General features: G+C 61.7%; 12 protein-coding genes. 2 read left to right on the top strand and 10 right to left on the bottom strand.

The annotated features are described in order from the left end of the window. Window position 1 precedes the first annotated feature (1 nt). From GH983_RS00775 to mscL, 4 genes are all read right to left on the bottom strand, one after another. Window positions 2-1,072 (bottom strand): HlyD family secretion protein, encoded by a 1,071-nt coding sequence (locus tag GH983_RS00775; protein ID WP_153761367.1) that lies wholly within the window; start codon window positions 1,070-1,072, stop codon window positions 2-4. A gap of 191 nt (window positions 1,073-1,263) precedes the next feature. Further along, entirely contained in the window at window positions 1,264-2,295 is a 1,032-nt protein-coding gene (gene galE, locus GH983_RS00770) for a UDP-glucose 4-epimerase GalE (RefSeq protein ID WP_153761366.1), read from the bottom strand. A gap of 175 nt (window positions 2,296-2,470) precedes the next feature. Beyond that, window positions 2,471-3,640, bottom strand: a complete 1,170-nt coding sequence (locus tag GH983_RS00765) for a pyridoxal phosphate-dependent aminotransferase (protein ID WP_153761365.1) — start codon at window positions 3,638-3,640, stop codon at window positions 2,471-2,473. Window positions 3,641-3,771: 131 nt separating this feature from the next. Beyond that, complete coding sequence (gene mscL, locus GH983_RS00760; protein ID WP_153761364.1) at window positions 3,772-4,197, bottom strand: large conductance mechanosensitive channel protein MscL; 426 nt, start codon at window positions 4,195-4,197, stop codon at window positions 3,772-3,774. 200 nt (window positions 4,198-4,397) lie between these two features. Between mscL and GH983_RS00755 the strand changes: the two genes are divergently transcribed. Beyond that, complete coding sequence (locus GH983_RS00755) at window positions 4,398-7,904, top strand: PAS domain-containing hybrid sensor histidine kinase/response regulator (protein ID WP_069042382.1); 3,507 nt, start codon at window positions 4,398-4,400, stop codon at window positions 7,902-7,904. A 33-nt stretch (window positions 7,905-7,937) separates the two neighbouring features. Here the strand turns inward: GH983_RS00755 and GH983_RS00750 are convergent, their stop codons facing one another. Both GH983_RS00750 and GH983_RS00745 read right to left on the bottom strand, forming a co-directional pair. Next, window positions 7,938-9,416 carry a pyruvate kinase gene (locus GH983_RS00750; RefSeq protein WP_153761363.1) on the bottom strand — a complete coding sequence of 493 codons (1,479 nt, stop codon included), beginning with the start codon at window positions 9,414-9,416 and terminating at the stop codon, window positions 7,938-7,940. 78 nt (window positions 9,417-9,494) lie between these two features. Further along, a complete protein-coding gene (locus tag GH983_RS00745) occupies window positions 9,495-11,210 on the bottom strand; it encodes a GH32 C-terminal domain-containing protein (protein WP_153761362.1) in 1,716 nt (571 codons plus the stop codon). Window positions 11,211-11,304: 94 nt separating this feature from the next. On the opposite strand from GH983_RS00745, the gene GH983_RS00740 reads away from it, so the two are divergent. After that, window positions 11,305-12,399 (top strand): glycerophosphodiester phosphodiesterase family protein, encoded by a 1,095-nt coding sequence (locus tag GH983_RS00740; protein WP_246727468.1) that lies wholly within the window; start codon window positions 11,305-11,307, stop codon window positions 12,397-12,399. Window positions 12,400-12,471: 72 nt separating this feature from the next. Here the strand turns inward: GH983_RS00740 and GH983_RS00735 are convergent, their stop codons facing one another. The 4 genes from GH983_RS00735 to GH983_RS00720 all read right to left on the bottom strand — a co-directional run bounded on the left by GH983_RS00735 (window position 12,472) and on the right by GH983_RS00720 (window position 18,117). Beyond that, window positions 12,472-14,688, bottom strand: a complete 2,217-nt coding sequence (locus GH983_RS00735) for an FAD-dependent oxidoreductase (RefSeq protein WP_153761361.1) — start codon at window positions 14,686-14,688, stop codon at window positions 12,472-12,474. Between the two features lie 31 nt (window positions 14,689-14,719). Beyond that, entirely contained in the window at window positions 14,720-14,917 is a 198-nt protein-coding gene (locus tag GH983_RS00730; RefSeq protein ID WP_069042386.1) for a hypothetical protein, read from the bottom strand. A gap of 10 nt (window positions 14,918-14,927) precedes the next feature. Beyond that, entirely contained in the window at window positions 14,928-16,136 is a 1,209-nt protein-coding gene (locus tag GH983_RS00725; protein WP_113377099.1) for an acetyl-CoA C-acetyltransferase, read from the bottom strand. A 187-nt stretch (window positions 16,137-16,323) separates the two neighbouring features. Then, on the bottom strand, window positions 16,324-18,117 hold the full coding sequence (locus GH983_RS00720) for an acyl-CoA dehydrogenase C-terminal domain-containing protein (RefSeq protein ID WP_153761360.1): 1,794 nt from the start codon (window positions 18,115-18,117) through the stop codon (window positions 16,324-16,326). Window positions 18,118-18,222 lie beyond the last annotated feature (105 nt).

Below are 18,222 nucleotides of genomic sequence, written 5' to 3'. Positions count from 1 at the left end.
GTCACTGCACCAGTGTGGCGGTCAGGCTTTCGGGCCAGGGCGCTGCCGGGTCGAGATTGACATAGGCGATCCCTGGCAGGCCAGTCTTGACCTGCTGGATGTATTTCTTGAGCAAAGTCTCGGGGATCTTGGCCTTGACGCGGAACATCAGTTTCTGCCGCTCCTGGTCGGTTTCCACGGTCTTGGGCGTGAACTGCGCGACATCGGCGACGAAACTGACCTTGGCCGGGATGGTATAGGCTGCGGCGGCATCCAGCACGATGCGGGCTTCACTACCGAGCGCGATACGCCCAACCTCTGCCGTCGGCAGGAAGAAGGCCATGTAGACATCGGAGAGATCGACGATGTTCAAGACGCGACCGCCGGCGCTCAAGACTTCGCCGAGCTGGGCAACGCGGTACTGCACGCGGCCATCCCTCGGCGCCCTGAGCGTGCTGTCGGCAATGTCGGCGTCTATGCTTTCGATTGCAGCCGCGGCGGCGGCAACGGCCGCTTCGGCATCGATTACCTGGGCCCGGGCCGCACCGATCGCCGCCTCCGAAGCCGCCACCTGAGCTTTCGATGCGGCCAGTGCCGCACGGGCGCTTGCGGCTGCAGCACGTCCGTCATCAACCACCTGCTGGCTCGTGGTGCGACTTTCCATCAGCCGTTCCGTGCGGGCCAGTGTGGTTTCTGCTGAGTTCAACTGAGCTTCGCGCTGGGAAACCGTCGCAAGGGCGGCCTCGCGCTCGGCCTCCCGCTGGGCAACAATGCTTCTGGCGGTATCGACGGCAACGAGCGTGCGGCGATGTTCAGCCACGGCCTGACGGCGATGTGCATCGAGCTGGTTCGTTTCCATAAACGCCAGCACCTGCCCGGCGCTGACGAAATCGCCTTCGTCGACGAGAATGTCTTTCACCCGCCCTCCGGTCTTCGTGGAAATGTCGATTTCCACTGCCTCGATGCGACCATTGCCGTGCGCGATATTTGCCGGCAGGCCGTCACCTTCAAAGGTCTTCCAGCCATAATAGGCCCCGCCGCCCACCACGATCATCAGCAATGCGACCAGCCAGCCGCTTTGACGCTTTGCCATCCGCCATCTCCGAGATCCGCCTGCCATCGCCGGACATCGGCTTCATCAGGACAACATAGAGATAGACGCCTGGACGGTCAGCGAACTTGATCCACGTCAATTAGAGATTGCTTCGCCCGATCGTTTCACCTCAGCAAAACGCCGCCCCGGCGAACCGGGACGGCGTCTCTCTGGCGCAACGAACCATGCGTCTAGAAACCGCTGGCAAGCCGGCGGCGAAGATCGTCGATATCGGGGGTGGCCCGCTCCTGAAGCCGCCGTTCCCAGGCAAGCGCCGTGTTGACGATGACGCCCAGATCGTCATAGCGCGGCATCCAGTCCAGAACCTGCTTCGCCAGTGCGGAGTCCGCCACGACGAGCGGCGCATCGCCTGGACGACGCGGCGCGTAATCGACCCGGAAATCGGCGTTGGTGGCACGACGCACCGCTTCGATGATGTCGAGCACCGAGTATCCCTTGCCGTAGCCGCAGTTGGCCACCAGGGGCCCGCCACCCTTTCGCAAGTATCGCAACGCCTGGAGGTGCGCATCTACGAGGTCGTTGATGTGAATGTAGTCCCGCACACCCGTGCCATCTGGGGTGTCGTAGTCAGTGCCATAGACAGACATTGAGGACCGTTTGCCGAGTGCTGCCTCACAGGCCACCTTAAGCAGATGCGTGGCACCGACGGCCGAATTTCCGGCGCGCCCCTGCACATCGGCACCGGCGACGTTGAAATAGCGCAGCGCCACGTAGCAGAGACCATGGGCACGCGCCGTATCGCGCAGCATCATTTCGCTCATCAGCTTGGACTGCCCATAGGGCGATTCCGGCCGCAGTGGCGCATCCTCCCGCACTGGCAGCGGCTTGTCCGGCAGACCGTAGACGGCCGCCGTCGACGAGAAGATGACCTTGTCGATCCCCGCCTTGACGGCGGCCGACAGAAGACGGCGGGTGTTTTCGGTATTGTTTTCGTAATAGCTCAGGGGATTGGCGATCGATTCCGGAACGACAATCGAGCCTGCAAAGTGGATGATCGCCTCAATGTCGTTCTCGGCGAAGATCTGCTTGAGGACAGTCGGCTTGGCGATATCGCCGAGGTAGAAGCGCGCCTGGGGCGCGACCGCCCAACGAAAGCCCGTGGACAGCCGGTCGACCACGACCACCTCTTCCCCGGCATCGAGGAGAGCCCATACCATATGGCTGCCGATGAAGCCTGCGCCACCTGTCACCAAGATCGCCATGACTTTTCTTCCCGTGTTTTTCTTATCGGGACATGAAAAGCACACGCATCTTACGGAGTGCTTATCGAAAGCCTCCAAGCCACTGAAACGGCTCAGCTATTCGAATTCTTCGTAAAGTTCGAGTAAGCCGTTTCAGTCAAATTTTATCGATTCACCACCCGATCGTTTCGGGAGATCAGAGAGCCTTGATATAGCTGCTGAGGCGTTCGGCTGCGTCTTCGATATGGGCGGGGTTGCGCAGGAAGCAGGCCCTTAGGAACGGCAGGCCACCCTCGCCGAACGCCGTGCCCGGTGCCATGCCGACGCCGGTCTTGTCGACGATATCAAGGGCTGCCTTGCGGCTGTCGGTGATGCCGTCGATTTTCAGGAAGGCATAGAGCGCTCCTTCCGGCTTCAAGGTCTCGACCCTGTTGGTGGCGATCAGGGCATCGCAGAGGATGTCGCGCGAGGCGGTGGCGCGCGCAATATTCTCCCGTATGAAATCGTCCCCCTGATCGAGGGCCACGACCGCACCGCGCTGCATGAACTGCGCGACGCCCGAGGTCGAATACTGGATGAGGTTTTCGAGCACCTGACCGATTTCCGGCGGGGCAACGATCCAGCCGACGCGCCAGCCGGTCATCGACCAGTTCTTCGAGAAGGAATTGGCAAACATCACCTTGTCGCCCTCTTCCATCACATCGAAGAAAGACGGCGCCCGTTCGGATGCACCATAGTAGTAGAGCGCATAGATTTCGTCGGCGAGGATCCAGATGCCATGGCGGCGGGCGATCTCGAGGATTGCCTTCAGGTCTTCGCGCGTCGCCGTCCAGCCAGTGGGATTCGACGGCGTGTTGATGAAGAGCGCCTTGGTCTTCGGCGTAATCGCCTTTTCCAGCCGATCGAGATCGAGCATCCAGCGACCGTCGGTGAAGGAAAGCGGAACGCAGACGGACTTAGCGCCAGCGAGATCGATCGCCGAGACGATGTTCGGCCAGCAGGGCGAGAGGTAAATCATCTCATCGCCGGGCGAGGTCAAAGCCTGGACGGCAAGCGCAATGGCCTGCATGCCCGAAGCCGTGACGTAAAAATGTTCGACCGGCAGATCGACAGCGAAGTGGCGCTTGTAGTAGCGCGAGAGCGCCTGGCGGAGTTCGGGAATACCGCGCTGCCAGGTGTAGAAGGTCTCCCCACCAAGCAGGGCGTCGCTGGCCGCACGATTGATGAAGTCGGGCGTCGGCAGATCGCCCTCGCCCGCCCAGAGAGGCAGAAGCCCGTCACGACCCCGTGCGTAGTTGATGATCTCGACGATACCGCTTTCCGGTGCGGCGAGCGCGCGGGGGCTGAGACTGTCTAACAGGGCCATGGGAAATTCACTCCTTCGATCGATGCCGACTGTCTAACCGATCACCGGGCAAAAATCCCATGATATTCCTTGAGGACAAGATCGATCCTGCTGATGGGTTCTGCGATCCGCTGCCGGATCGCAGAGAGGTTTCAGCGGGTCTTGAGAAGGTCGCGGATCTCGGTCAGAAGCATCACGTCAGCCGGTGGCGGAGCGGCTTCGGAGGCCTTCAGCTCTTCCTTTTCAATCGACTTGCGCAGCGAATTCACGCCCTTGACCATCAGGAAGATGATCCAGGCGAGGATCATGAAGTTAATGACAACCGTGATGAAGTTGCCGTAGGCGAAGACGGCACCCTGCTCGCGGGCGGCGGCCAGCGTGTTTGCCGTGACATTGCTGCTCAAAGGCAGGAAATAATTGGAAAAGTCGAAGCCGCCAAAAATGAAGCCGACAACCGGCATGACGATGTCCTCGACCAGCGAACTGACGATCAGACCGAAGGCGCCGCCGATGATCACGCCAACGGCAAGGTCCATGACGTTGCCGCGGGCGATGAATGTCTTGAATTCGTGTAGCATATTCCCCTGCTCCTAAATGGTCCGAGAGTCACCGGCGCAGAACCGGTCCAAGATCATGGTTAATCAATCTTCACGCTTTCGAAAATGGTAATTCGGCACACGTCGCCATTCCCTTTCGACTAAGGTCAATATTCGAAACGATTTCAAAAGACGCCGACATGCCCTAAGGTTCCGGCTCGGGCGCAGTCGAGGAGGAAAAGGTGTTCCCAGGCTGGATCATCGTTGCGTCAGCGATCGGTTACCTGTTGCTCCTGTTTGCCGTTGCGAGCTACGGGGACCGGAAGACGCGCGTGCACGGTGTTCCTGCCGGGGGACGGCCGGTCGTCTATGCGCTCAGCCTCGCCGTCTATTGCACGTCCTGGACCTATTTCGGCGGCGTGGGCCTTGCCGCCGAACACGGCCTCGAATTCATGGCGATCTACATCGGCCCGATCCTGATGTATACGCTCGGCATGCCGATCCTGAGGCGGATCGTCGAACTTGCCAAGACAGAAAAGATCACCTCCGGCGCTGACTTCGTGGCGGCACGATACGGCAAGAACCCCGTCGTCGGCATGCTGGTCACCGTGATCTACCTTGTCGGCATCATCCCCTATATCGCGCTGCAGCTGAAAGCGGTCTCGAGTTCGGTTGCGGCCGTCATGGATCCGACCGCCTACGGCATCGGCACCGGCAATCTCTACTTTATCGACCTGCCGCTGATCGTCGCCTTCATCCTTGCCTGCTTCGCGGTGATCTTCGGCACGCGCCATACGGATGCGACAGAGCACCAGGACGGCCTGATCCTTGCCATCGCCATGGAATCGGTCGTCAAGCTCATCGCTTTCTGGACACTCGGCGTCTTCGTCATCTGGGTGATGTTCGATGGACCTGCCGATCTGTGGCAGAAGGCCGTGGAGAGCGAGGCGGTCATGGCCGCACTGACGCATGAAACGCCGCCCAGCCGTTGGCTGCTGTTGATTGCGCTTTCGGCCTTCGCGATCATCATGCTGCCCCGGCAGTTCCACGTTACCGTGGTCGAAAACCGTACACCCCGGGAACTGAAGCTCGCCGGAATCCTGATGCCGATTTACCTGATCGCCATCAACATCTTCGTTTTGCCGGCGGCAATCGCCGGTGTGCTGATGTTTGGCGGCAGCGGCGATGCCGATCTCTACGTGCTCTCGCTGCCACTTGAAGCTGGCTCCGGCTTCGTGTCGCTGCTCACCTTCATCGGCGGCTTCTCAGCCGCGACCGCCATGGTGATCGTCGCCTCCGTGGCGCTGGCGATCATGGTGTCGAACGACATGGTCCTGCCGATCTTCCTGCGGCAAAAGCTGGTGGGGCGACCCAGCCAACGCGAGGACTTCGCCAAGACGCTGCTGCATATCCGGCGCACGGCGATCTTCGGCGTCCTCCTGCTCGGCTATGTATACTTCCGCTCCGCCGACAATACGACGGGGCTCGCCAAGATCGGCCTGCTCTCCTTCACCGCCATCGCGCAGATCGCACCGGCCATGTTCGGCGGCTTGATCTGGCGACGGGCCAATGCACGTGGCGCAATCGCCGGGCTCACCATCGGGTTCTTGGTCTGGGCCTATCTGCTCTTCCTGCCGAGCCTCGGCGCCGAAGATCACTCCTGGATCGCGTCCGCAGTGCTGGGTTTCCTGTTGCCCGGTCTATCGATGTTCGAGCCGCAATATGCGGATCCGCTGGTCAATGCGACAATCTTCAGCCTGCTGATCAACACACTCGCCTTCGTCATCGGTTCGCTCAGCCGCAATCCGCGCCCAGTGGAGCGCATCCAGTCGGCGATCTTCATCAAGCGCCAGCCCCGCTCCAACTCCGCAACCCGGGGATGGAAGACGAGTGTCGCCGTCGGCGACCTCAAGGCTGCGATTGCCCGCTATCTCGGCAATGAGCGCATGGAGCGGTCATTCCGGTCCTACGAGCAGACGGTCGGCCGCAAACTCGCTGACGACAGTCCGGCCGACATGGCCTTCATCCATTTTTCCGAACAGCTGCTCGGCAGCGCGATCGGCTCCTCTTCGGCACGTCTGGTCCTGTCGCTGATCCTGCAGAAGGCCGAGGATCCATCGGCCGATACGGTCTGGCTGCTCGACCAGGCCTCGGAGGCACTGCAATACAATCAGGACATGATGCAGACGGCACTCGCCCAGATGGAGCAGGGGATCGCCGTCTTCGACGCGTCCGACCGCCTGACGATATGGAACCGGCGCTTCCGCACGCTGCTGGACCTGCCGGAGCATGTCGGCCAGGTCGGATTTCCGCTGCTCGACATGATCGCCATTCTGGCGCAGCGAGGCGATGTTCCGGCCGGTGACACACAGGCTGTGATCCGAAGTTTCCACCAGTTCGACAGGCCGTTCCAGATGGTGCTGGCCGGCGGACAGCGGATCATCGAAGTGCGCTGCAACCTGATGCCCGACAAGGGCCTCGTCGCGACTTTCAGCGACATTACCTCCCGAGTTGAGGCTGACCAGGCCCTGAAGCAGGCCAACGAGACACTGGAGCAACGCGTCAGCGAACGCACGGCCGAACTGACACGGGTGAACCATGCCCTGGCGGAGGCCCGCGCGGCAGCCGATGAGGCCAATATCGGAAAAACCCGCTTCTTTGCCGCGGCCGGCCACGACATCCTGCAGCCGCTGAATGCCGCGCGACTCTATTCCTCGTCACTGGTCGAGCGGCTCGGCGATTCCCAGAACAGCGCGTTGGTCGGCAATATCGATTCCGCTCTAGAATCGGTCGAGAGCATTCTCGGTGCCGTTCTCGACATTTCGCGTCTGGACACCGGCGCGATGAAGCCACGCTTTTCCAGCGTGCCGTTGAACAGCCTCTTGCAAAGGATCGAAACCGACTTCGCGCCGATGGCTCGAGAAAAGGACCTCAAGCTCGTGGTGATGCCGACAACACTGTCGGTCCGCTCGGATCCGACCCTGCTGCGCCGCCTCGTCCAGAACCTTGTTTCGAACGCGATCAAGTACACGCCGTCAGGCCGCGTCGTGGTCGGGGCCCGGCGTCAAGGCGACAAGGTGGTGATCCAGGTGACGGATAGCGGCATCGGCATCCCCTCGTCCAAGTTTCGCACCGTGTTCAAGGAGTTCGCGCGGCTCGAAGAAGGCATGCGCACAGCATCCGGTCTCGGCCTCGGCTTGTCGATCGTCGACCGCATCGCCAAGGTGCTGCAACACCCGGTGGAACTCGCCTCGAAGCCTGGCAAGGGTACGACGTTCAAGGTTGTCATGCCGCTCGACGTCGCCAAGCCGGCCGCCCAGGGCGTCGTATCGATCGATGCCGGCAGTCGCTCCACGCCGGCGCTGCAGGGCTTCCGGGTGCTGTGCATCGACAACGAGCCGAAGATCCTCGAAGGCATGCAGCTTCTCATCTCCGGTTGGGGTTGCACTGTCGAATGCGCAGGCTCGATCGCCGAGATGGACGAACTGATCAAGTCCACCAAGGCTCCGGATCTGGTCATTGTCGACTACCATCTGGACGATGGCAGCGGCATCGGGGCAGTTCTCAGGCTAAGAGCACTGACACAGGCCGACATCCCCGCTCTTCTGATCACAGCCGATCGCTCGGCGGAGGTGCGTGCGGAGGCCGAGCGCCATTCGATAACCCTGCAGCACAAGCCGGTGCGGCCTGCTGCGCTTCGTGCCTTCATCACGCAGATCTCCTCGCAACGCAGTGCGGCAGCTGAATAGCTCTGCGGATAAGTGGGCTTGAGATACCCGATATCACCAGCTCTTCAGGGCGCGCAGCGTCGGCGTCTTCTTGAAGACGTGATCGTTCATGCGCCCCATCAGACGGTCGAGAAGCGAGACCGCCTCGACCACGGCGGGCCCCTTGTTCAGCATCACGCATTCGGCCCGCGCCGCCATAGCGGCATCGGTCATCTCGCCGCGTGTCGGAATGCCCTGCTTAACCATGTCTTCCAGCACCTGTGTCGCCCAGATGCAGGGCACGGAGGCCGCCTCGCAGATCCAGAGGATCTCCTCCTGCATTTCCGCCAGCCGTTCAAAGCCGATTTCAGCAGCGAGATCGCCACGTGCGATCATCACACCGAACGGCCCGCGCTGGCGTGCCCGCGCGATAAGGGCCGGAAGATTGGTGAGCGCGAGCGGCTGCTCGATCTTGGCGATCAGGCCGAGCTGCCGATCGGTCCTGCCGTGACGAGCGAGGACGTCGTCGAGCAGATCGATGTCTTCCGGTCGACTGACAAAGGAATAGCCGATCAGATCGGCGCATTCGATGACCATCTCAAGGTCGGCTTCGTCCTTGCTGGTCAGCGGCGAAAGCCCGAGCGCGGTGTCGGGAAGGTTGATGCCCTTTTCGGGCTTCAGGCGAGTGCCGCCGGATTTGGTGCGCCGAACGACGATGATCGCCTCCTCCGCTGCGACGCTTTCGACAACCGCTTCGAGCTTTCCGTCATCGTAACGGAGCCGATCACCGACGGAGAGTCGGGTGACCATTTCCGGTAGCGAGACCGCAGCCGAGTGCGGGGCTTTCTCATCGATACGCGGAGCAGCATTTGCGACAAGGCGGACGCGATCACCGATCTGCAGCCTCGGCTTTTTGTCGACCGAGGCCACGTCGCCCGTTCTGATCTTTGGACCGGCAATGTCCATCAGAACCTTGATGTCACGTCCGCAGACGCCGGCGGCTGCCTGGACGAAAGCTGTCATGGTGCGCCACGCCTCCGGATCGTCATGGGCGCAATTGATGCGGGCGACATCCATGCCGGCCCGGGCGAGATCCAGAATAAGGTCGGGACTTTCGGCGGCCTGACTGGGCAGCGTCACCATGATTCGCGTCCGGCGGCTAGCCGGCTTTGTGCCAAACAGGTCAACAGTGGCAGCCTCAAGCCGCGCCTCGCCAGCAAAAAAATCTGTTTCCGCCGGCATGGCGGGAGCCTCTGCCCGGACGCCCGAGAGCGATGCCAGCGCATGGATCACGGCATCGATCGTCGGCAGGACCCGGCTTTCCAAGCGGCCCATGGAAGAGAGGCCAAGCGACATGAGGCGCCGTTGCAACAGACTAATATCGTGACGACGCAAAGCAAGGTAATGGGCCAGATTGGCGATCGCCGGATCCGCTTCGCCATTTCCTGACGACAAAAGCGAAGCTCCGTCGAGGATCGCTTGCCTAAGCGTCACCATCTCGGTGTGGATTTCAGCTGCGCGAATGGTGGCGTCGGTGGTCTCTCGCATGTTCATGATCGGCCCTGCCTGGTTGTTGCTGAACCCTAATCCCGGCTTGTTGACAGCCCAATGACAGTCGATGTCGCAGGGATCTCAGAGCCTGAGGCTCCATACGGTGGCGTTGACCACGACACCGGGTTCAGCCACGAGCCTTGCCGCCCGTACCGGCTCAAAGCCAGCAATCCGCTTGGTGCCGGCGACGCGCCCGCCATCGGCAAAAACCTCCAGAGAGCCGTAGTCGAGGAAGACGCGCAGGCGGCGGGCGCCGGCCGCCTTCGCCAGATAGCGCGGACCCGGTGGCTCCTCGGGGCGGTCGAGATAGCCGTACAGGATCTCTAGGCCTTCCTCATGCTGGGCAACGGCCAGGCGAATGTCCGGATGGTCGAACTCCAGGCGGAACGCGCCGCCCGCCTCCGACAGCTCGAAGGTTATTTCGGCAGCGCCATTGGGCAGCTCTATGAGTTGCCCGGACGCCAGCCGTGTGCGGTCGAGCATGCGCGCGCGCAGGCTTTCGGCCGCGCCAATGGGAGGCGTCAGCAACGTATCTCCTTCGAGAACCAGCGTGCGCGGCAATGTCATCGCAGAGGGAAAATCGACGGTCGGACCGGTATCCGCCCAATTGCCGAGCCAGCCGATGCCGACCGGCGTGTTGCCATCGACGAATGCCTGGAAAGCATAGTTGTCGGTGCCGAAATCGAGTTCGCGGCCGAAGGACTTGGCGAAACTACGGCCGTCGAACCAACCGATATCGATCATCGTCAGATTATGTCGACCGGTCTCCTTGTCCTCGCCGTTCATCAGGCCATAGATCAGCGCCCAGCGGGTGGCTGGGTCGCGGTAGTCGCCATCCATGGGCAGAAGGCAGGGGCATTCGAGGGCCGAGGTTTGATAGCGCGTCTCGGTGTAGAGCTTGCCGACATAGGCCCAGCCGGCTGCGGCCGTGTTGTCCTCCGTCTGGTAAAGCAGCACCACGCCGCCCGTGCCGCTCTGACTGCCGAGCAGCATTTTCCACAACCCATCCGGACCGCGGAAAACGTAAGGGTCGCGAAAGTCGAATGTCAGGCCTTCGCCATCCGGTCGACGGGGCAGGAAGACTTCTGCTGCACCCGCGCTGAACAGATCAGTCGATGTCGCCGTCAGCTGGATTTCCTGCTCGGGCATGCGCTCGGCGATCTTCTCCGTGAAGAAAACCCGGATGCCGGGCCCGTCGGTCCGCGCAATCGCCGAACCGGAGAAGGCGCCTCCGCGCTTGTCCGGTCGCACCGTCAGTTCCTCGGAGGGGAAGAGGAAGACCGGCAGATGCCGCCAGCGCAAATAGTCCGAAGAGACGGCGTGGCCCCAATGCATGTTGTTCCAGATGCGTCCATGCGAATAGTGCTGGTAGAAGAGATGCGGGCGTCCTCCGAATCGACCGAAGCCGTTCGGGTCATTCATCCAGCCGAAGGGCGGGCGGAAGTGATATCCATAAGGCAGATCCGGCGGCTCGTTCGACGGATTGGTATGGATGACCGTGATGCCAGTCTCCAGCACGTCCGAAGGCGTGAACCAGTAGGCGACAGAGAGCGACGTAACCGCCATGTCATAGGCGAGGGTGACCGTGCCTCCGCCGAATACCTGATAGATGCGGAAGGAGTTCTCTTCCGCATTCGAAGCCTGCACTTCACCAAACTTGCCATTTACGCTGTACAACGACACCGCCCCCGGCTCTTCCGGCGTCACCGCCTTTAGCCAGAGATGCAGCACGGCGTTCACAGGAAGCTCGACTTCGATAGCCCTGTAATGATCCGGTATGCCGGTCGCTGTCATCATGCAGGTCTCCCTTTTCTTTCTAGGCCAGCGCTCAACGGAAGGAGCTACGTGGCTGTTCCATGCCTCGTTGTCACAGAGGCTTCAGAAAACCGTCATGGCGGCTTCACTCGAAGCGCCTACTGCGGCGAGAACGACACTGAAGATCGGAGCCCTGCTCATGCGTCTCGCCGTTCTCGTCCTCGGCCTGCTTCTGACCCTCGTCACGGGGGCTGCAAGCCTTGCCCCCATTCCTCCGTCCAATCGTGCGGCCCTCATTCACGAGCGCCTGACCGAGGCCAACCTCAATCGCGATCATGTCATGGTCGTGGCCCATCGCGCCGGCTGGAAGAAGGATGGGGTCGTCGTTCGCGCCGAAAACTCGTTTGCCGCCATCGACCACGCCGTTTCGACCGGGGTTGAAATGGTGGAGCTCGATGTGAGGCGTTCGAAAGACGGCACCCTTGTCATCATGCATGATGAAACACTCGATCGCACCACCAGCTGCCAGGGAAAAGTGGTCGAGTTCACCCTTGCAGAGCTTAGAACCTGCCGGCTCTTGGTAGAGGGAGACCGTCGCCCGACAGACGAACATGTCTTCACGCTCGAAGAAGCGATGCTGCATGCGCGCGGCCGGATCCTGATCAACATCGACAACAAGCTCGAGCCGGAAGCCCTGGTGGAAGTCGCGGATCTCGCCCGCAGCCTCGGCATGACCGATGGCGTGCTTCTGAAGATGGCAGTGTGGAATGCCGAGCGACTGCAACTCGCTCGCGACATCCGCCGCGCCATCGGGGCGGAGTTCGCTTTCATGCCGATCCTCGCCGATGACGCCGTGACCGAGCCCGCATTCATCGACCGTACCCAATCTGTGCTCGGCGCACCGGCCGCCGAGCTTGTCCACTGGTATCGGGATTCATCGGAGCCGATCACCTCGGATGGCGGACCTCTGCTCTCGCCCCTCGCCCGCGCGGCTGCGGTCCGCAATAACACCCATCTTTGGATCAACACCTATCCGATCACCGATCGCCCTGAGGGCATGGTGGCGGGGGGACGCGGCGATTATCTCGCACTTTCGACAGGGCGACCGGAGGATGTCTGGGGCTTCTTCATCGAACGGGGCGTGACCATCATCCAGACGGACGAGCCGGAAGCAGTTATTGCCTGGCTCGACGCGCAGGGGCTGCGGCGGTCGTATGAGCTGACGAACTGAAGGTTCACACAAGACCCGAACGAAAAAAGGCGGCCTGCGGGCCGCCTTTTCCAATTCATTCAGGACCTAAGCTCATGCGGCCTTAGCGGCTTCGCCGTAGGGGTCGAAGCGGCCGTAGAAGGTTTCACCCTTGGCGGCCATGTCCTTGAGGAGCGGCGTTGGCGTGAAGTGCGGGCCGTAGTCTTTGGCGAGGCGTTCGCAGAGTTCCACGAAGGTCTTCACACCCATGCCGTCGATATAGGACAGGGCACCGCCGGTGTAGGGTGCAAAACCGAAGCCCAGGATCGAGCCGACATCGGCTTCGCGCGGGTCGGTGACGATGCCTTCCTCGACGGTGCGGGCAGCTTCCAGTGCGATCGTCGCGAGGAAGCGTTCCTGCAGTGTCTTGACGTCGACGGCTTCCGGCTTCTGCTGCGGGTAGAGATCCTTCAGGCCCGGCCAGACATGCTTCTTCGCGGGCTTTGCCGGATAGTCGTAGAAGCCCTTGCCGTTCTTGCGGCCGAAGCGCTCTTCTTTTTCGACCATGCGGGCAACCAGCTCCATGTGGCGCGGGTCAATCGCCTTCTCGCCGAGGTCAGCAACAGTTGCCTTCAGGATCTTGTAGGAAAGATCGATCGCCACTTCGTCGTTCAGCGCCAGCGGCCCGACCGGCATGCCGGCGAACTTTGCGGCATTCTCGATCATGACCGGCGGCACGCCTTCGATGAGCATGTTGTAGCTCTCGGACATGTAGCGCAGGACGCAGCGGTTGACGAAGAAGCCGCGCGTGTCGTTGACGACGATCGGGGTCTTCTTGATCGCGGCAACATAATCGAGGGCCACCGCCAGCGCCTTGTCACCCGTCTCCTTGCCGAGAATGACTTCGGTCAGCATCATCTTCTCGACCGGCGAGAAGAAGTGGATGCCGATGAAATCGACCGGGCGCTTGGAGTTTCCGGCCAAGCCCGTGATCGGCAGGGTCGAGGTGTTGGAGGCAAAGATCGCGCCTTCCGGCAGCACGGCCTCGACCTTTTCGATCACGGCCTTCTTGACGTCGCGGTCTTCGAAGACGGCTTCGATGACGAGATCGGCGTCGGCCAGCGTGCCGTAATCATCTGAGGGCGTGATCAGTGACAGGAGCTTTTCACCCTCGTCCTTGGTCAGCTTTCCCTTACCGACGGCACCGGCAACGAGGCCTTCCGAATGGGTCTTGCCCTTTCCGGCAGCTTCCATGTCGCGGTCAATCAGCACGACATTGATGCCGGCAGCGGCTGTCACATAGGCGATCGAGGCGCCCATGAAACCGGCGCCGACGACGCCGACCTTCTTGATCTCGGACTTTGGCTGACCCGCCGGGCGGCGGGCACCCTTGTTCAGTTCCTGCATCGAGACGAAGAGCGAGCGGATCATCGAATAGGCTTCGGTGGTCTGGACGATCTCGGTGAAGTAGCGCTGCTCGATCCTGAGACCCGTGTCGAAGGGCACCTGGAGGCCTTCATAAACGCTCTTAAGGATGGCAAGCGCTGCCGGGTAGTTGCCTGCGGTTTCGCGGCGCATGATCGCGGAAGCGGCCGGCCATAGCTGGGCTGCGGCCGGCGTCCAGATGCCACCGCCGGGAACCTTGAAGCCCTTTTCGTCCCAAGGGGCGACAGGCTTCAGACCGTCCTTGATCATCTGTTTCGCAGCGTTGATCAGTTCGCCTGGCTCGACGACCTGATGCACCAGGTTCATAGCCTTGGCGCGAGCTGCCGACAGCGTCTGACCGGTGGTCATCATCTGCAGGGCGTCCTGCGTGTTGGCGAGGCGGGCGACGCGCTGCGTGCCGCCGGCGCCCGGGAAGATGCCGACCTTGACTTCCGGCAGGCCGATCTTGACCGACTTGGCGTTCGACGCCACGCGGCCATGGCAGGCGAGCGACAGTTCGGTCGCGCCGCCCATGCAGGTGCCGTTGATGGCGGAGACCCACGGCTTGCCGTTGGTCTCGATCTTGCGCCAGAGCCAGGTCATGCGACCGGCGGCGTCAAACAGCTTCTGGACAGCGGCGGTCGGGTCCTTGGCCTTTTCCTCTTCGAGCATGGAGAACATGCCCTTGATCATGGTGAGATCGGCGCCGCCGGAGAAGGAGGACTTGCCCGAGGTGAAGACCACACCCTTGATGCCGTCATCAGCGACGGTCTGGTCGAGGATCTTCTCGATCTCGTCCATCACTTCCACGGTGAAGACGTTCATCGACTTGTCGGGCATGTCCCAGGTGACGAGGGCAATGCCGTCTGCGTCAGTCTCGATGGTAAAGTTCTTGTAGGTCATGATGGGATTCCTCTTCCCTGAAATCTTTTGTCGCTCAGAAGACGCCGAGAACGAAACACAGCCAGGTCACCAGAAGTCCGAGAATCACAACACTGAGCCAAAAGGTGATGCGGTTCGAAAGGACATCCTTTTTGGCGAGGATAGGAGGCCCCTTTTCGGCGGCCTCTTTCATGTCGCTTTCGATCTTTCTCAGCTCGAAGTGTCGTTTGGTCTCGTTGTGGTGACCGGCCATGGTGCGCTCCTCAAACGCGCTCGATAACCGTCGCCGTACCCATGCCGGCGCCGATGCAGAGCGTCACCAGCGCGGTGTTCAGATCGCGGCGTTCCAGCTCGTCCAGCACCGTGCCGAGGATCATCGCGCCGGTGGCACCGAGCGGATGGCCCATGGCGATCGCGCCGCCGGCGACGTTCATCTTCGAATGGTCGACGTTGAAATGCTGCATGAAGCGCAGGACGACGGCGGCAAACGCCTCGTTCAGTTCGAACAGGTCGAAGTCGGAGATCTTCATGCCGGTGCGCTTCAGGAGCTTTTCCGTCACGTCAACCGGGCCGGTCAGCATGAGCGCTGGGTCGGAGCCGATATTGGTGAAGGCGCGGATGCGCGCGCGCGGCTTCAGACCCATCGCCTCACCGCCGGCCTTGGAGCCGACGAGAACGGCAGCAGCACCATCAACGATGCCGGACGAATTGCCGGCATGGTGGATGTAGTTGATGCGCTCGATTTCCGGATGGGCCTGGATGGCGACGGCTTCGAAGCCCCCCATTTCGCCGGGCATCTGGAAGGAAGGATTCAGGCTTGCCAGCGACTGCATGTCGGTGCCGGGGCGCATGTGTTCGTCGCGGTCGAGAATGACGAGGCCGTTGCCGTCCTTCACCGGGATGACGGACTTGGCGAAGTTGCCGGCAGCCCAGGAGGCGGCAGAGCGCTTCTGGCTCTCGACGGCATAGGCGTCGACATCGTCGCGGGTGAAGCCATACTTGGTGGCGATCAGGTCGGCAGACACACCCTGCGGCATGAAATAGCCGGGGAAGTTGACCGAGGGGTCCATGTACCAGGCACCGCCCGACATGCCCATGCCGACGCGGGACATGCTTTCGACGCCACCAGCGATGACGATGTCATCGGAGCCTGCCACGACCTTGCCGGCGGCGAGGTTGATCGCGTCGAGACCGGAGGCGCAGAAGCGCGAGATCTGGATGCCGGGAGCGGCGAAGTCATAACCGGCCTCGAAGGCGGCAGCCTTCGGGATCACGGCGCCGGCTTCCATGACCGGATCGACGCAGCCGAAGATGATGTCATCGACGGTCGAGGTGTCGAGGCCGTTGCGGTCGCGCAGTGCTTCCAGTGTCTTGGCGGCCAGACGGGGGGTCGGCACTTCGTGCAGCGAACCGTCCTTCTTGCCGCGCCCGCGGGGCGTGCGCACATGGTCGTAAATGAAGACTTCAGTCATCGTCTCTCTCCCTTGGGCGCACGGGGGCGCCGGAATTTTTCCCTCTTCTCCCCAGCGGGGAGAAGTGCCGAGCGAATGCGAGGCGATGAGGGGGCCGATTGCGCAAGCGCGCCCCCCTCATCCCAGGCGCAACGCGTTGCGCCTAACCTGTCGGGCCACCTTCTCCCCGCAGGGGAGAAGGGAAAGATCAAAACGCTTCCGCGGCCATTTCCATCAGGCTGTCGGCACCGGTTTCGATACGGGCCTTGCGCAGTGCCGTCTCCGGCATGACCTTTTCCATGTAGAAGCGGCCGGTCATCAGCTTGTTCTTGTAGTAGTCCGCATCGCCAGAGCCTGCGGCCAGGTTGTCATTGGCGGCCTTGGCCATCTTGGCCCACATGTAGCCGAGCACGACGAGACCGAAGAGGTGCATGTAATCGGTCGAACCAGCACCGGCGTTGTCGGGCTTGGCCATGGCGTTCTGCATGAACCACATGGTCGAAGCCTGCAGGTCGTTCAGGCCCTTCTTCAGGCTCTTGGTGTAGGCCGACAGGTTCTCGTCGCCACGGTTCTCCTCGCAGAAATCACCGATTTCCTTGAAAAGCGCCATCACGGCGCGGCCGCCGTTGAGGCCGAGCTTGCGGCCAACGAGGTCAAGCGCCTGGATACCGTTGGCACCTTCGTAGATCATCGCGATGCGGGCATCGCGGACATACTGCGACATGCCCCATTCTTCGATGTAGCCGTGACCGCCATAGACCTGCTGGGCCATGACCGCATGGTCAAAGCCCTTGTCGGTCAGGACACCCTTGAGGATCGGTGTCATCAGGCCGAGCACGTCGTCGGCAAGCTGCTTCTCGGTCGCGTCACCGGAGCGGTGGGCGACGTCTGACTTGAGCGCCGTCCACAGCGTGAAGGCGCGGCCGGCCTCGTTGAAGGCCTTGATAGTGAGCAAGACGCGGCGGATGTCCGGGTGCACGATGATCGGGTCGGCCTTCTTTTCCGGCGCCTTGACGCCCGACAGAGAGCGGCCCTGGATGCGCTCGCGGGCATAGTTGGCGGCGTTCTGATAGGCGATTTCGGAGATCGACAGACCCTGCAGGCCGACGCCGAGGCGGGCCTCGTTCATCATGACAAACATGGCCGCGAGGCCCTTGTTCTCGGCGCCGATCAGATAGCCGGTCGCCTCGTCATAGTTCATCACGCAGGTGGCATTGCCGTGAATGCCCATCTTGTGCTCGATGGCGCCGCAGGTGACCGTGTTACGGCTGCCTACCGAACCGTCGTCGCCGACCATGAACTTCGGCACGATAAAGAGCGAGATGCCCTTGGTGCCCTCGGGCGCACCTTCGATGCGTGCGAGCACGAGGTGGATGATGTTGTCCGACATGTCGTGCTCGCCGGCAGAGATGAAGATCTTCTGGCCGGAGATCTTGTAGGAGCCGTCGCCGTTAGGAACCGCCTTGGTACGCAGCAGGCCGAGGTCGGTGCCGCAATGCGGCTCGGTGAGGTTCATCGTGCCGGTCCAGATGCCCTCGACCATCTTCGGCAGATACTTCTGCTTCTGCTCGTCGGAGCCATGCTCCAGGATCGCGGCGATCGCGCCCTGGGTGAGGCCCGGATACATCATCAGCGCCATGTTGGCGGAAGACATGAATTCTCCGACGGCGGTGTGCAGCGTGTAGGGCAGGCCCTGACCGCCGTATTCGGCAGGCACAGCCAGACCAAGCCAGCCGCCCTGACAATAGGCGTCATAAGCCTGCTTGAATCCCTTCGGCGTCTTGACCGAACCGTCATCCGAACGGACACAGCCTTCCTGGTCGCCGGAGAGATTGAGCGGGAAGAGCTGCTCTTCCGCGAGCTTGGCCGCCTCGCCGACGATCGCCTCGATCATGTCGGGGGTCGCGTCTTCAAAGCCCGGCAGGTTGTTGTACCGCTCGAGACCAAGGACGTCGTTGAGAATGAAAAGCGTGTCGTTTACGGGGGCCTTGTAGACAGGCATCGGTCATCTTCCTCCAAAGACTTCGGTTCCGACGGGATCGGACTGTTCTGGCTTATACAAATAATTGACGTGCGCGTAAACGTCAAAATTTTTAAGCGCGGCATT

Source organism: Agrobacterium sp. MA01 (genome assembly GCF_009650195.1).
Lineage (GTDB): Bacteria > Pseudomonadota > Alphaproteobacteria > Rhizobiales > Rhizobiaceae > Allorhizobium.
This window is presented reverse-complemented; position numbering and strand designations above follow the sequence as displayed.